The sequence below is a fragment of the Solidesulfovibrio carbinolicus genome, from assembly GCF_004135975.1.
Classification (GTDB): Bacteria; Desulfobacterota; Desulfovibrionia; order Desulfovibrionales; family Desulfovibrionaceae; genus Solidesulfovibrio; species Solidesulfovibrio carbinolicus.
This window is the reverse complement of record NZ_CP026538.1, coordinates 2028695-2041439: the sequence shown is the minus strand read 5'-3', so window position 1 is coordinate 2041439 and position 12745 is coordinate 2028695. Positions and strand designations below refer to the sequence as shown.

Sequence of the window (12745 nt, the reverse complement as noted above, 5' to 3'; positions counted from 1 at the left end):
GTTGCCCGCATTTGGCGCGCGTAACGCCGTCTGGATCCCCCCATTTCCAGGACACGCCCCAGCCAGGCGCATATCTGTACCGAAAGCATCGCGGCTGTTGCCATGCCGCCCGAAGTGGGGCACATAGGCAGCAGCGGCGATTGGATCGCCGCCGGAGGTACGCCATGTCTGACGCCGTCACCCCGGCGGGACACGTCGAAGCGGGACCGCCGGGCCGATTCGAGTCCCTGCCTCCCGGCCATGTCGAGGCCCTGCCTCCCGGCATGACCACGCCGTCTCCGGCCGGCATGGTCCAGACCACGCCGCCCACCGGCCCCTTCGACGTCCAACCGGCCGGGTCCGTGGAACCGGCTCCGGCCGGAAGCGTCGTGCCCGCTCCGGCAGGTGCGGTGGAAGTCGCCTCGGGCGGCATCGTCAACATCCGGCTCTAGACTCCGACCAAGCCTTGCGGCGACATGAGCCAAACCCCGCATTTTCTTATGAAGCCAAATCGCATGATCCTTCCTTGTCTGCGTCTTGTCCCTGTTGCCACATTGTGCCTTTTCCTTCTTGGCTGCGGCGCGGGTCCCAAGAACCCCTGGATCGCCCCGGACCAGCGGGAATTCCTGGCGGAAAAAATCAAGACCTACCGCAACGCCTACGTTCGCTTCGGCCAGGCCGAGGACGAGGCCCGCAAGGACGGCAACACCGAAGCCCTGGACCACTATGTCCGGGCCAAGGAGGCCGCCCGGGTGGAAATGGACCGCTACGAGCGGGAGCTGGCCGCCTACGACGCCTCCAAGGGCGGCAAGCCCGCCCAGTAGACGCCCGGCGACGCGTTCCCTCAGGCTGGCCGGCCAGCCCCGTTTCCGCCAATCGTGGCGCTCCTTGCTCTTGGGCCTTTCGCGGCGGCCTTGGCATAATGTGTTGGGGCCAAGGCCAGGGAGAGCGTTTGCCCGCCCCGGGCAAGCGTTGCCTTTCGACGTTCTCCCTGCTCGATCCTGGCGAAATCGAACCCAACCAGCTGATAACGCCAAGTGCCATCCAAATCGACTTGCCCTATCCCAGTTCTCCCAGCCCTGCCCTTCCTCGCTCCAGCCTTGAACGAAACGCCTGTGCCCTTGACAGCCTGGCCGTTTCCTATGCCTTGGCAACCCAGACGGGAGGTCGGGCCAAGACACTGCTTACCAGCAGTCCAGGCAGGGCCAAATACTCGGCCGCTTCACGATTGGTGGGCCATCAGACGCCGAACAGCCCGAATTCGCTGCCGCCAATGCAAAAGGCCGCCCCGCGTCGGGACGGCCTTTGACAGGCTATGGGGCAACCGGAGCCTAGGCCCGGGCGGCGTTGACCCGAGGGCCGGCCTTGGGAGCCGAGGGTTCCTCGGGCTTGTTCAAGCCCGAACCAAGGTCCAGCAGGATGGGGCTGGCCACGAAAACCGAGGAAAAGGTGCCGGCCAAGATGCCGATGATCATGGCCAGGGCGAAGTCGTGAATCACCGGCCCGCCCAGGACATAGAGGCAACCGACGGTGATCAGCGTGGTGCCGGCCGTGAGGATGGTGCGCGAGAGGGTCTCGTTGAGGCTTTGGTTGATGACCTGCTCGAAGGGCACGGACTTGTCGGTTGTGCGCAGCTTTTCCCGGATGCGGTCGTAGACGATGATGGTGTCGTTGAGGGAATAGCCCAGGATGGTGAGAAGCGCCGCCACGATGGTCAGGTCAAACTCGATGTTGAGCAGTGAGAAGATGCCCACGGTGATAAGGATGTCGTGCAGGTCGGCCACCACCGCCCCCAGCGCGTACTTGAGCCGCAAGACAAAACACAGCGCCAAGGTGATGAGCATGGCCGCCACGATGAGCCAGACCGTGGACGCGCCCACGAGCTTGAGCACGTAGATGCCGCCGGCCAGGCCCGCGGCCATGAGGCCGGCCGCCATCCAGCGATGCTCGAAACGTCCCGAGATGTAGATGGCGATGAGCAGCACGGAATAGAAGATGGCTTCCAAGGCCTTGCCGCGCAGGTCCGCGCCGACCTTGGGGCCGACCATTTCCAGACGTTGCACCGAAAACCCCGAACCCGGCAAGTTCTTGGCCAGGGCAGCTTCCACGCCGGTCTGGACGGTCTCGCCCTTGACGTCCTGGTCCGAGGCCCGGATGAGGAACTCGTTGGAATCCTCCTGGCCGAAGCGCTGCACCACGACGCCTTGCAGCCCGACCTCTTCCACGGCCTTGGCGATGCGTTCCACGTCCATGGGCTGGGCGAAACGTACCTGAATGGTCAAGCCGCCGGCGAAATCGACGCCGAAACGCGGGCCGCCCTTGACGGCCAGCGAAATGAAGCCGGCCAGGACGATGGCCGCCGACACGAGGTAGGCCAGTTTACGGTACTTGAGAAAATTGATGTTCGTGCCGGGCCGTATCAGCTCCAGAACCATCGTCTCCCCCTGAATGGATTGATCGGGAATGTTGGCGCAAGGGGCGGCGTAAGCCAATGCCCCGTACATGTCGCGAAAGGCTTTGCAGCTTCCGTCAAACCGGCTGGCCTTGTCAAGCTGGTTGTAGAAGCCAGCCGGTCGTGCGCCGGTTGCGGCGAACCCTTTTACCGGGTTGCCCCCTCCGTGGCCGCCGGCCAGCTGGCGGCGCGGCAAGACAGACTGAAAATTTACTATTCTATTTTATCGAATAAACGGTTACCATTTCCCCATGCGCCCATCCCGTGCCGCCTGTCTGCTGTTTGCCCTCTGCTGGCTGTCGTCCGGGCCGGTTGTCGCCGCCGGCCCGGATTTCGGCCAGGTACGAGCGGTGGTGGTGCGGGTGTGCGACGGCGACACGGTGGTGGTGGACATCCCGGAGTATCCGCCCATCATCGGCCAAGCGATACGCGTGCGTCTGGCCGGGGTGAACGCGCCGGAGCTGCGCGACCGGGATCCGGCCGTGCGCCAGGCAGCCGAGGAGGCCCGCCAGGCCATGGCCGCCCAGCTCCCGCCGGGCACGGCCGTAACACTCGCGCGCATCCGGCGCGACAAATACTTCCGCCTCAACGCCGTGGTGCTGGTGGCCGGCCGCGACGCCGCCGCCCTGGCCGGACTGACGCCCGACAGAAGCGATGCCGGCGTCACGGCCCGGTGAAGAAAAAAAGCCCAAAACGGCAAAAGTTCCGACAGCCGCTTGGACTGAGGTTCTCGAAGGCGCTGTGAGGCAATGCGCAGACAAGAGGCCCCCGGACGCGGAAAACGCCGCACAAGGCGACAAACTTGCGCCCGCCGCCGGTCACTGGGTCGAAAACCGGCGCAGGGCCTCGTCCAGTTCGTCGCGCCGGGCGCGACAGTGGGCCAAGGCCTCGCCCCGGGCCGCGATGTCGGCGAAAAAGGGCTCGAACCGGTCGGCCAGCTCCCGAAATATCCGGTCGAGGCGGGCGGAAAGACGCTCGTCGAGCTCCTGGCGCAGGGTCTCGCCGCCGTGGGCCAGCCGGCGGCGCATTTCGCGCAGAACCTTGGGCCGCTGCCAGTAGAGGGCGCTGCCGGCGATAAGCGCCCCTAGGGCGGCCACCACGCCGCCGGTGACGTCGATGACCGCGCTTTTGACCGACACCGCGAAAATCGTGCCCAAGACCACCAACGCCCCGCCCATGGCCGCCCTGGGGTCCATGGTCGCGACGGACTTGGCGTCAAGCCCGGCCATGGGGCCGCCTTCGGCTAAAAGGGTCTCCACCCGGCCGGCCACCTCGGCCAGCACCCGGTCGCGCTCGCCGGACAGCGGATCGCCCAGGGCCGGCGACGAGGCCAACCGGCGCAGACGCAGCTCGTCCAGCAGAATGCGGGCATAGCCCGAGACGCTTTCGAAAATGTGGGCCGCGCCCACGGCGGCGATGGATTCCACTTCGTGCTCCAGGTCGCGTCCAAAGGCCTCGCCCAGTTCGGCCAGCCGCTTGGCCGGACTAGCCGCGTCCTTGCCCCGCCGCCACAGCGACGTGACGGACCGGCCAAGCATCCCGCCCAAGGTCAGCTCGGCGGCAAAGGCAGCCAGAAATGCCTCGGACAGCCGGGCGTAGGCCGCCTCCACCCGGGTGCGCAGCACCTCGGCCTCGCGGCCGGCGGCCAGCCGGGCCGTGTCCAGGCGCGAGCGGATGCGCTCGGCCTCGGCGCTGTCGGCGGCCAGTTCCCGGCCGCGTTCGTCCAGGCTCTCGCCAAGTTCCTGCAGCAGGCGCAGGGCCGAACGCCTGGTGGCGTCGAGCTTGCCGGCAAAATGCCCGCCCCCGGCGGTCAACTCGCGGATGTGGCGGCGCAGAGCCTCGATGCCGCCTGCCTGGGGGTCGGCGCGGCTTTTCTCCGAAGAAATAAGAAAGATAACCGGCTCTTCGACGCCGCGCTCCCGGGCCAGCTCGCGTAGCCGGCCGGTATTGACCGCGATCTGCTCACGGCTGGCCAGATCGGCCATGGTCAGGGCAAAGGCCACGCGCCGGCCCCAGGCCCCGGCCACGAGGTCGAAAAACTCCCAGGCCGAGCGGGAATAGGGATTGAGCACGGAAAAGGTGAAAAGCGCCAGATCGGCCCGGGGAATAAACGCCTCGGTGATCTCCTGGTGGCGGTCGATGATGCTGTCCACGCCCGGCGTGTCCACGATGGCCAGGCCGTCGAGCAGCGGATTGTCCACGGCCACGCGCACCACCAAGTCACCGGACGGCGCCTTGGCCACGGTCTCTTGCCGGCCGATGACGCGGATGCGGTCGGTGCAGGGGTCCGGGGCCACGTCGGTGACCTCGGCGCCGAGCAAGGCGTTTATGAGGCTGCTCTTGCCGGCCTTGACCTCGCCCACCACCACGAAAAGAAACGGTTCGGCGGCGTGCTCAAGGAGCGCGCGGGCCGTGGCCGCGCCCTCGGGCCGGCCGCAAGCGGCCAGAAGTTCGCAAAGCCGGCCCAGGTGTCCGGTCAATTCACCGCGCAGGGCTAAATAACGGGCTTCAAGCAGTGTCGTGGTCACAGCACTCCCGAAAGTGCCGCCATGGCGGCGCGGCGGCGCGGCGACCCACGCCTACGGCGGACGCCGACGGGTTGCGTTTGGGTCTATTGCGGCAAAAACCAGTCCAGTCCCAGGTTTTCGATGCTGTCGGCCGCCGCCGGAGCGGGCACGCCCTTTTTTTCGGCGGTCAAACCGGCATGGCAGACTTCCTCGGCATGGACCAGATCGGTGGCGGCGATGCGGATGGAGTTGCCGTCGGTGAAGGCCCCGTCGTCGCCGGCGTAGTGCATGAGGATGAGGCTCACCGCCCCGAGTTCCTTGGACTTGAGGCTCCATTTCCAGGTGCGCAGCGTGCCAAAGGCGTTGCCGCGCCACTCCTTGGGCTCGCCGTAGCGTTTCTTGAGGGCTTCCAGGATGCGGTTGAAAAACTCCAACGAATCGTCGGCGTAGTTCATCTTGATCCGCACCACCCGCCCCTTGGCCGCGCACATGCCGTAGTCGACATAGCCGCTGCGAAAGCCCTTGAGAGCGGCCACGGGCATGATCCCGAGATAGGGGCGGTGAAAGGCCTTGTCGGCCTCGGCCGGCACGAGCTTGGCCGCCTGTGCTTCGACGGTTGCCCCAAGCCGGACGCCGCCCAGGGAATCCGGGGCCTCGGCGGCCAAAGACGGCCGGCTCGTAAGCAGCAGCGTAAAGACCATGGCAGCGGCCAGGACGATTCCCGCCGGCACAATAACGGGTCTTGGCATCATCCGTCCTCCTCTCGGCGGTCGGGGATCAGGAAAAATTGGCCAGGGCCTCCGCCTGGGTCGGATAAATCGGAAAAATCTCGGTGTAGCCGGAAATCTCGAAGACTTCCTTCATGTAATCCTTGATGGAGGACAAGACCAGCTTGCCCTGGATTTTTTTGAGCTGCTGCAAGGCCAGAAGCAGCACGCGAAGGCCGGTGGAATTGATGTAGTCCACCTCGGCGAAATCCATGAGCACTTTCTTTTTGCCCTGGCCGAGAATTTCCATCACCTTATCCTCAAGCACCTTGGAGGTGTTGCTGTCGAGCCGGCCGCCCAGCTCCAGCACCGTGACCTCTCCGCTCTCCTTCTCCACGAGTTGCATGTCGCCCCCTTTGTCGATGTCAAATGTCTTTTTCCAGCACCAAGCGATTGATGCCGCCCACGCGTTCGTACGCCACCCGGTCCATGATGCTGCGCACGAGATGGATGCCCAGCCCGCCGATGGGCCGCTCGTCCACCGGCGCGTTCACATCGGGAATCCGGGCCGTCAGCGGATCGAAGGGCCGGGCGTCATCCTCCAGGAGAAAGCGCAACCGGCCGCCCTCCTCGGCCATGCCCACTTGGATGCCGTGTTCCCCGTCATCGGCATAGCCATAGGAAATGGTGTTGGTGAGCAGTTCGTCCAGAACCAGACGGAGCTGATAGCGCAGCTTGGCGGAAAGACCATGGGCCTCGCCGAAGGCTTCCACGGCGTCGGCCACGCGGTCCAGTTCCAGCAGGCGGTTGGCTATGCGCAAGGAAAAACCCGGCAGCATCCTGTCCCCGACGCGCGGCGTCCCCCTTTGCGGAGCGTCCCGTGCGTAATTGGCCTCGACTCGGGCCGGCTAGGCCCGTCCGACGGCATGAAAAACTCACGGCCGCGCTGAAGCGCACGACCGATCACGGGAAGCTTCCCGTTTTTTCAAGCCCTGTCAAGGCAAGGACCCCGGCGGTTGCCAAGGCACGCCGCCCGGGGCTAAAGGCATCGGCCAAGGAGCATAGACGCCATGAAAGACCTAAACGAGGCCCTGGCCGAAAACGAGGCCGACGCCACCGAAGCCTTCCTCAAATCCCTGCCCGAGCTCACGGCCGGCGAAACCTTCCGTTTCGCCTGCCATCCCGAGGTGCCCTGCTTCAACGCCTGCTGCTCGGACCTGACGCTCATGCTCACGCCCTACGATGCCTTGCGGCTGCGCCGGGCCCTTGGCGTCACGCCGGTGGACTTCATGAACCACTTTGCCCGGCGATTCGAGGCCCCGGACACCGGTTTTCCCATGCTGCACCTCAAGATGCGCGAGGAGCGGGCCAAACGCTGCCCCTTTGTCTCGCCCGAAGGCTGCAAGGTCTACGGCGACCGCCCCGGGGCCTGCCGCACCTATCCGCTAGGCCGGGCCACCAAGCTTGACGACGACGGCGGCGTCATCGAACAATTTTTCATCGTCCAGGAGCCGCACTGCCGGGGTTTCGAGGAATCGCGCGACTGGAGCTCGGATAAGTGGCTGACCGACCAGGATCTGGCCGTCTACAACCGCTTCAACGACCGCTACATGTTCCTCATGGCGCTCACGCGCGGCAAGGGGGTCGGGCTTTCCCCCAAGCAGATCCAGATGGTCTGGCTGGCCCAGTACCTGCCCGACGAATTCCGGGAGCTTATCGGGAAGATGGGCATCTTCAATCTGGTGGAGATTGACGCAAAGCGGCAGGCCCGGATCATGGCCGACGAGGAGGCTACGTTGGAATTTGGCCTGGACTGGCTGGAGCTGGTCTTTTTTGGTCGCCAGGAACGGCTTCGCCGCAAGCGCCATGACATTTGAGCACGACAAAATCCTTGGCCGCGTTGCCCTGGCCGCAGCCGTGGCCCAGGTCCGGCCGGGGCGCACGGTGGTGTTCACCAACGGCTGCTTCGACCTGCTCCACGCCGGCCACGCCGATCTTCTGGCCCGGGCCCGGGCCCTTGGCGACCTGCTCGTGGTGGGGCTTAACGACGACGCCTCGGTGGCGCGCCTCAAGGGGCCAAGTCGGCCGGTGACGCCCGAGGCCCAGCGGGCCTTTGTCCTGGCATCCCTGGCCTGCGTGGACTACGTGTCGCTTTTTGCGGAAGACACGCCGCTTGAGCTCATCCTGACCATCCAGCCCGACGTCCTGGTCAAGGGCGGCGACTGGCCGGTGGCGGCCATCGTCGGCGGCGAGGCGGTGGCGGCCCGGGGCGGCAAGGTCGTCAGCCTGCCCCTGACGCCGGGGCTTTCCACCACCGCCGTCATCGAACGTATTTTAGAACGGGGTCGGGCCTAGGGTCGGGCCTGTTCATGGAGACGAGGGCCGTTATAAAGAGCCAATAATGGCTTGCGTGTTGTCCGCGAAACGCCAAGAGGCGCGTTTCGTGGACGCGACGCGTGTCGGTCGCCCTCGCCCCATGTTTTCCGTTCACCGGCCCCGCACGACGCTCAGGGCAGGCCCCAGGCCCTGGCCTCGGCCTCGGGCAGAACCGCGATCACGGGCCGCGCCGCCGGATCGAGCCAGGCGGCCAGGGCGGAGGCGGCTTCGGCCGGGATGCCCACGCTGCCGCCGGTGGCCGGCCCGCCGGCCGGGCGCACGTTGAGAAAAATGCATGTTCCGGCCTGGGGATCGGCCGCGCCGGCATTGTGGCCGATGACCACGCCCCAGGCGTTGGCCCCGTCGTCGCGCACCATGCGATCCTGGCGCACCCCGCCCTCGGGCCGTTCTCCCGGCCCCACCACCTTCCCGAAAAGCGGCGAGCCGGCATCGGTGACGCACGATGTCCGGTCGCTTACCGCCACATACGGCAGGCGCACGCCGGCCTTGGCCGCGTCCTCGGCTGAGGCGTAGCCGAAGGCGGCCGGAATCGGGAACAGGCCGGCCGGTGTGCGGCCGTCGCCTTCGCGCTTGACCGGACCGCCGGGAAGAACCGGAGCCAGACCACGGCCCAGGCCCAGACCCTTGCGGCCCAGGCGGCAGGGGACCGGCTGGCCGGCCTCGACCCAGGGCGCGCCCGGACCGGTGCGGGCAAAGCGCCGTAGCGTTCCCTTGTCGGCCAGGGCGTCGGGGGCCGTGACCAGCACGAGCTGGCGGGCGTCCTGCACCGGGAAACCGGTCGAGGGCTGCTGCACAACGCCGGGCTGGGGCGGCTGGCCGGCCGGGGGCGGGATGATGGGCACGGGCGACGGCGCGGGCTGGGCCGTCGCCACCGGGGCGGCCGGGGGCTGCCCTGTCGCGACGGGCGGCGCAGCCGCAGGCTGACCCGGCTTGGCCGCGAAAAGGCGGCCTGCGGGTTCGGCGGGGGCCATGGCCGCCGCGGGCGGGTCGGTGACGCCCGGCTTCATGTCCTGGCGGTAGTCCGGGGCCAGCACGGCGGCGGCCCGACCGGCGCCCTGGCCGTGGACGTCCTCGGGGCGCACCACCGGGGTCTTGCCGGCCGGGCCGCGCTCAACCTCGTCGGCAGGCTCCTCGGAGCAACCGGCCAGGGCCAGGACCACAAGGGACGCCGCGCCCAAACGTCGCAACAGCGCCATGATGGTGTCGCCGGACGTATCCATTACGCTTCGATCTGAGCCGGGGCCGGGGCAGCGGGTTCGGCCTCGGTCTGGTTGTCGGCCTTGTCCTTGCGCTTGGGCCGTCGGCCGGCCTGAAGGAGCTCGGCGAGCCTGGCCGCAGCCTTGTCGGCGTCGTCGGACTTGGCGAGAAAATGCATTTCGCCACGCGGGGATATCCAATGCCAACCGGCCGGCTTGACTAGGTCGTTGGCCCCGTGGCGCTGGAGATAGTCCTGGGCCTTGGCCGCTTCGAGTTCTCGGGCGCAGGCGGCCAGCATGTCTTCGGCCTCGAAGACCGAGGCGGCGTGGCGAAAGATTTCGAAAGCGCCGTGCACCACGTCGAATGGGGAAAAATCGGCTTTCTTGCGTTTGCCGGTCAGCACGGCCTCCAGGGTGTTCAGGTCGCCGCGCAGCGCCCGCAATTCCTTGAGGGCGGCCTCCCGGGCCTGTTCACGGCGATCGGCCAGGGTCTTGCCTACGGCGGCGGCGGTGGCGTTTTTTGGCGGCATGGCGTCCTCCCCCTTTTCCCGTTACCGTAGAGGAAAAAAACGAAAAAGTGGAGTGTCGCCGAGAGGAGCGGCCCCGGCCAAAACGGATGACCACGCTTGGCAAAAAACGGTCGCTGAGCTTAAGAAAAGTAAAAAAGGCGTTGTCATTCTACCGAATTACGAGTATCATAAAGACAAGTGGACCCTTTTGTTCCGCAAAACGCCCGTAAAGCCGCGAGACAGGGAGCATCACATGGCCCAGGACGCCCAGTACGGCAGCCAGCGTTTCCTTACGCTGACCCTTGGCAACGAACTTTTCGCCATTGACATCTTTTCCGTCAGGGAAATTCTCGATTACACGGACATCACCCGCATCCCGCAAACCCCGGAATACATGCGCGGGGTGGTCAACGTGCGCGGCAGCGCCGTGCCCGTGGTCGATTTGCGCATGAAATTCGGCCTGGGACAGGTGGAGCGCACGCTCAACACCCGCATCGTCATCGTGGAAATCAAAAAAGACGACGCCCTGTCCGTCATGGGCGCCCTGGCCGACTCGGTCAAGGAAGTGCTTGAGCTTGAGACCGACCGCATTGATCCGCCGCCCCGCATGGGCGCGGCCGTGCGGGCCGACTTCATCCGGGGCATCGGCAAGCACGGCGAGCGGTTTCTGCTTGTTCTCGACGTGGACAAGGTCTTTTCCAGCGATGAAATACACGATCTCTCCCGGGTCTTGGGCGACGACGCCCCGCCGCCCAAGCAGCCAGCGGCGGCCGCCTCCGACGAGGACTTTTTCCGCTAGACGGCTTTTTTGCGTTGCAGGCAGCGTTTGAACAAGGGCGCCATGTCCGGCCCGGGCAGGCGCGAGTATTTCACAGCGGGAGCGAATATGTTCAACAACCGTGGTTTGGCCTTCAAACTCGGCTCCGGGTTTGGCCTGCTCATCTGCCTCACGCTCATCGTGTCCGGCATCGGATACAATGGCCTGGGAGATCTGATGTCCCGCGTCGATAAAATGGATGCCGTCACCTCCATCAGCGACAATGTACTCAACGCCCGAATGGATATGCTCTATTTCATGCAGTCCAAGGACAACGCAAGACTTGAAGCGTTTCGCAAACATCTCGGACTGGCCAAGGACAAGGCGCAAACACTCAGGCGATCCTTGAACGATCCACGCAACGTGGAACTGATGGACAATCTCGTCGCGGCGGCAACGGCCTATGAAAGCGGCCTTTCCCGCTATCTGGAAGGCGAGAAGACCAGGGACGAGACGTTTAAGACCGTTGTCGATGCCGCCAACTCCTTGCAAAAAACCACCGAGGAACTGCTCGGTCGCCAAGAGGAACAACAAAAGAAAAACGCGGACTCCAGCGCCGAGAATACCGCCCGGATGACCTCTTTGCGACTTCGCATCGAGAACATCGAACAACAGTTTCTTCGTGCCCGCATCGAGGTCCTCTACTACCTTTGGCGCGGCGACAGGACCCGGATGGATACCGCCCGCACGTTGCTCGACAAACTCATCGCCGCGACGCGGGATGCCTCGCAGCTTATGAGCGACGCCGGAGACCGGAGCCTCTTGGCCGAAATAACCGCCAAGGCCGACGTCTATAAAACACGCATGGACGGCTTTCTCCAGGCCGCAGACGCCCAGGCCGCCGTGGTCAAGGACATGGCCGCCGCCGCCGACAAGGCCGGCCAACTCGCCGATCAAGCCGTCGAGGCCCAGAAAACCGCCATGGCCGAGGAAGCCCGGACGGCCAACCTGCTCAGTCTCGGCGCTTCGGCCGCCGCTGTGCTGCTGGGCGTCATCTTCGCCGTCTTCATCACCCGGGCCATCCTGCGCGGCGTGCGGGGAGCCATCACCGTGGCCGACGCCGTGGCCCATGGGGACCTCAACGTGGCCGTGACCATCGACAGCCATGACGAAATCGGCGCGCTGCTCGTCTCCATGCAGCGCATGATCGAGGCCGAACGCATGGCCGCCGGGGTGGCCGCCAGCCTCGCTGAAGGCGACCTGAGCGTGGCGGTCACGCCGCGCTCGGACAAGGATGTGCTGCTGCGCGGCATGCAGGAAATGATTGAACGGCTGCGGGACGTGGTGAGCGAAGTGCAGTCTGGAGCCGAGAACGTGGCTTCGGGCAGCGAGGAGATGAGTGCCTCGGCCGAATCCCTGTCCCAGGGGGCCACCGAACAGGCATCGGCCGTGGAGGAGTCCTCGTCGGCCATGGAGGAAATGACCTCCAGCATCAGCCAGAACGCCGACAACGCCCGGCAAACCGAGGCCATCGCCGTCAAGGCCGCCGGCGACGCCCGCGAATCCGGCCAGGCCGTGGCCCAGGCCGTGGGCGCCATGAAGGACATTGCCGGCAAGATCTCCATCATCGAGGAAATCGCCCGGCAAACCGATCTGCTGGCGTTAAACGCCGCCGTGGAGGCGGCCCGGGCCGGCGAACACGGCCGCGGCTTCGCCGTGGTCGCGGCCGAGGTCCGCAAGCTTGCCGAGCGCAGCCAGACCGCCGCTTCGGAAATCACTCGGCTTTCCCGCTCTTCCACGTCCGTGGCCGAACGCGCCGGCGAACTGCTCGGCAAGCTCGTTCCCGACATCCAGCGCACCGCTGATCTCGTTCAGGAAATCAACGCCGCCAGCCAGGAACAGTCCACCGGTTCCTCCCAGGTCAACAAGGCCCTGCAGCAACTTGACCAAGTGATCCAGCAAAACGCCTCGGCCTCCGAGGAACTGGCCTCCACTTCCGAGGAACTCTCGGCCCAGGCCGAGCAGCTTCAGGCCAGCATCAGCTACTTCCGGCTTGACGGCTCGCAACGTCCGACTTCCCCTCCCCCCGGAGCCAAAGCCGTTCCCAGGGCAGCGGCCAGACCGCCTCGGCGGCTGCCGACCGCACCCGTGCCGGGAAAAAACAAGGCCACGGCCTTGAGCATCGACATGGAAGGCGATGATGAGCAGTTCGAACGCTTCTAGGTCCGCCCCGGCCAGAGA

Annotated in this window: 14 protein-coding genes; 7 read left to right on the top strand and 7 right to left on the bottom strand. The window is 65.9% G+C overall.

Annotated features, from left to right (window positions below; all coding sequences use genetic code 11):
* Positions 1-164: 164 nt before the first annotated feature.
* Together C3Y92_RS09065 and C3Y92_RS09060 are read left to right on the top strand one after the other, a co-directional pair.
* Positions 165-431 carry a hypothetical protein gene (locus tag C3Y92_RS09065; protein WP_129351827.1) on the top strand — a complete coding sequence of 89 codons (267 nt, stop codon included), beginning with the start codon at positions 165-167 and terminating at the stop codon, positions 429-431.
* A 63-nt stretch (positions 432-494) separates the two neighbouring features.
* Positions 495-803 carry a hypothetical protein gene (locus C3Y92_RS09060; protein WP_235669666.1) on the top strand — a complete coding sequence of 103 codons (309 nt, stop codon included), beginning with the start codon at positions 495-497 and terminating at the stop codon, positions 801-803.
* 507 nt (positions 804-1310) lie between these two features.
* Here the strand turns inward: C3Y92_RS09060 and secF are convergent.
* Positions 1311-2414: a protein translocase subunit SecF gene (gene secF / locus C3Y92_RS09055; RefSeq protein WP_129351823.1), complete on the bottom strand. Its 1104-nt coding sequence runs from the start codon at positions 2412-2414 to the stop codon at positions 1311-1313.
* A gap of 268 nt (positions 2415-2682) precedes the next feature.
* Here secF and C3Y92_RS09050 point away from each other — a divergent pair, with 268 nt between their 5' ends.
* Complete coding sequence (locus C3Y92_RS09050) at positions 2683-3108, top strand: thermonuclease family protein (RefSeq protein WP_129351821.1); 426 nt, start codon at positions 2683-2685, stop codon at positions 3106-3108.
* Between the two features lie 141 nt (positions 3109-3249).
* Here C3Y92_RS09050 and C3Y92_RS09045 read toward each other — a convergent pair whose 3' ends face one another.
* The 4 genes from C3Y92_RS09045 to C3Y92_RS09030 form a co-directional block, all read right to left on the bottom strand.
* Positions 3250-4959: a dynamin family protein gene (locus tag C3Y92_RS09045; RefSeq protein WP_129351819.1), complete on the bottom strand. Its 1710-nt coding sequence runs from the start codon at positions 4957-4959 to the stop codon at positions 3250-3252.
* Positions 4960-5042: 83 nt separating this feature from the next.
* Positions 5043-5690: a hypothetical protein gene (locus C3Y92_RS09040; RefSeq protein WP_129351817.1), complete on the bottom strand. Its 648-nt coding sequence runs from the start codon at positions 5688-5690 to the stop codon at positions 5043-5045.
* 25 nt (positions 5691-5715) lie between these two features.
* Positions 5716-6051 carry an STAS domain-containing protein gene (locus C3Y92_RS09035; protein WP_129351815.1) on the bottom strand — a complete coding sequence of 112 codons (336 nt, stop codon included), beginning with the start codon at positions 6049-6051 and terminating at the stop codon, positions 5716-5718.
* Positions 6052-6070: 19 nt separating this feature from the next.
* Entirely contained in the window at positions 6071-6466 is a 396-nt protein-coding gene (locus C3Y92_RS09030; RefSeq protein WP_235669665.1) for an ATP-binding protein, read from the bottom strand.
* 249 nt (positions 6467-6715) lie between these two features.
* Between C3Y92_RS09030 and C3Y92_RS09025 the strand changes: the two genes are divergently transcribed.
* Together C3Y92_RS09025 and rfaE2 are read left to right on the top strand one after the other, a co-directional pair.
* On the top strand, positions 6716-7522 hold the full coding sequence (locus C3Y92_RS09025; protein ID WP_129351811.1) for a YkgJ family cysteine cluster protein: 807 nt from the start codon (positions 6716-6718) through the stop codon (positions 7520-7522).
* On the top strand, positions 7512-8000 hold the full coding sequence (rfaE2, locus tag C3Y92_RS09020; RefSeq protein ID WP_129351809.1) for a D-glycero-beta-D-manno-heptose 1-phosphate adenylyltransferase: 489 nt from the start codon (positions 7512-7514) through the stop codon (positions 7998-8000). The genes C3Y92_RS09025 and rfaE2 overlap by 11 nt, the downstream gene beginning before the upstream one ends.
* A 152-nt stretch (positions 8001-8152) precedes the next feature.
* On the opposite strand, the gene C3Y92_RS09015 is transcribed toward rfaE2, so the two are convergent.
* The gene (locus C3Y92_RS09015; protein ID WP_129351807.1) at positions 8153-9262 is read right to left on the bottom strand and encodes a hypothetical protein; all 1110 of its coding nucleotides are present in this window, start codon (positions 9260-9262) and stop codon (positions 8153-8155) included.
* A complete protein-coding gene (locus C3Y92_RS09010) occupies positions 9262-9768 on the bottom strand; it encodes a hypothetical protein (protein ID WP_129351805.1) in 507 nt (168 codons plus the stop codon). The genes C3Y92_RS09015 and C3Y92_RS09010 overlap by 1 nt, the downstream gene beginning before the upstream one ends.
* A gap of 232 nt (positions 9769-10000) precedes the next feature.
* Here C3Y92_RS09010 and C3Y92_RS09005 point away from each other — a divergent pair, with 232 nt between their 5' ends.
* Both C3Y92_RS09005 and C3Y92_RS09000 read left to right on the top strand, forming a co-directional pair.
* A complete protein-coding gene (locus C3Y92_RS09005) occupies positions 10001-10546 on the top strand; it encodes a chemotaxis protein CheW (protein WP_129351803.1) in 546 nt (181 codons plus the stop codon).
* An 87-nt stretch (positions 10547-10633) separates the two neighbouring features.
* Positions 10634-12727 (top strand): HAMP domain-containing methyl-accepting chemotaxis protein, encoded by a 2094-nt coding sequence (locus C3Y92_RS09000; protein WP_129351801.1) that lies wholly within the window; start codon positions 10634-10636, stop codon positions 12725-12727.
* The last annotated feature ends 18 nt before the right edge of the window (positions 12728-12745 follow it).

Coding starts and splice junctions, on each gene's coding strand:
- C3Y92_RS09040 (WP_129351817.1), bottom strand. CDS start 5,690: ATGATGCCAAGACCCGTTATTGTGCCGGCGGGAATCGTCCTGGCCGCT.
- C3Y92_RS09010 (WP_129351805.1), bottom strand. CDS start 9,768: ATGCCGCCAAAAAACGCCACCGCCGCCGCCGTAGGCAAGACCCTGGCC.
- C3Y92_RS09015 (WP_129351807.1), bottom strand. CDS start 9,262: ATGGATACGTCCGGCGACACCATCATGGCGCTGTTGCGACGTTTGGGC.
- C3Y92_RS09060 (WP_235669666.1), top strand. CDS start 495: ATGATCCTTCCTTGTCTGCGTCTTGTCCCTGTTGCCACATTGTGCCTT.
- C3Y92_RS09035 (WP_129351815.1), bottom strand. CDS start 6,051: ATGCAACTCGTGGAGAAGGAGAGCGGAGAGGTCACGGTGCTGGAGCTG.
- C3Y92_RS09025 (WP_129351811.1), top strand. CDS start 6,716: ATGAAAGACCTAAACGAGGCCCTGGCCGAAAACGAGGCCGACGCCACC.
- rfaE2 (WP_129351809.1), top strand. CDS start 7,512: ATGACATTTGAGCACGACAAAATCCTTGGCCGCGTTGCCCTGGCCGCA.
- C3Y92_RS09005 (WP_129351803.1), top strand. CDS start 10,001: ATGGCCCAGGACGCCCAGTACGGCAGCCAGCGTTTCCTTACGCTGACC.
- C3Y92_RS09065 (WP_129351827.1), top strand. CDS start 165: ATGTCTGACGCCGTCACCCCGGCGGGACACGTCGAAGCGGGACCGCCG.
- C3Y92_RS09000 (WP_129351801.1), top strand. CDS start 10,634: ATGTTCAACAACCGTGGTTTGGCCTTCAAACTCGGCTCCGGGTTTGGC.
- secF (WP_129351823.1), bottom strand. CDS start 2,414: ATGGTTCTGGAGCTGATACGGCCCGGCACGAACATCAATTTTCTCAAG.
- C3Y92_RS09050 (WP_129351821.1), top strand. CDS start 2,683: ATGCGCCCATCCCGTGCCGCCTGTCTGCTGTTTGCCCTCTGCTGGCTG.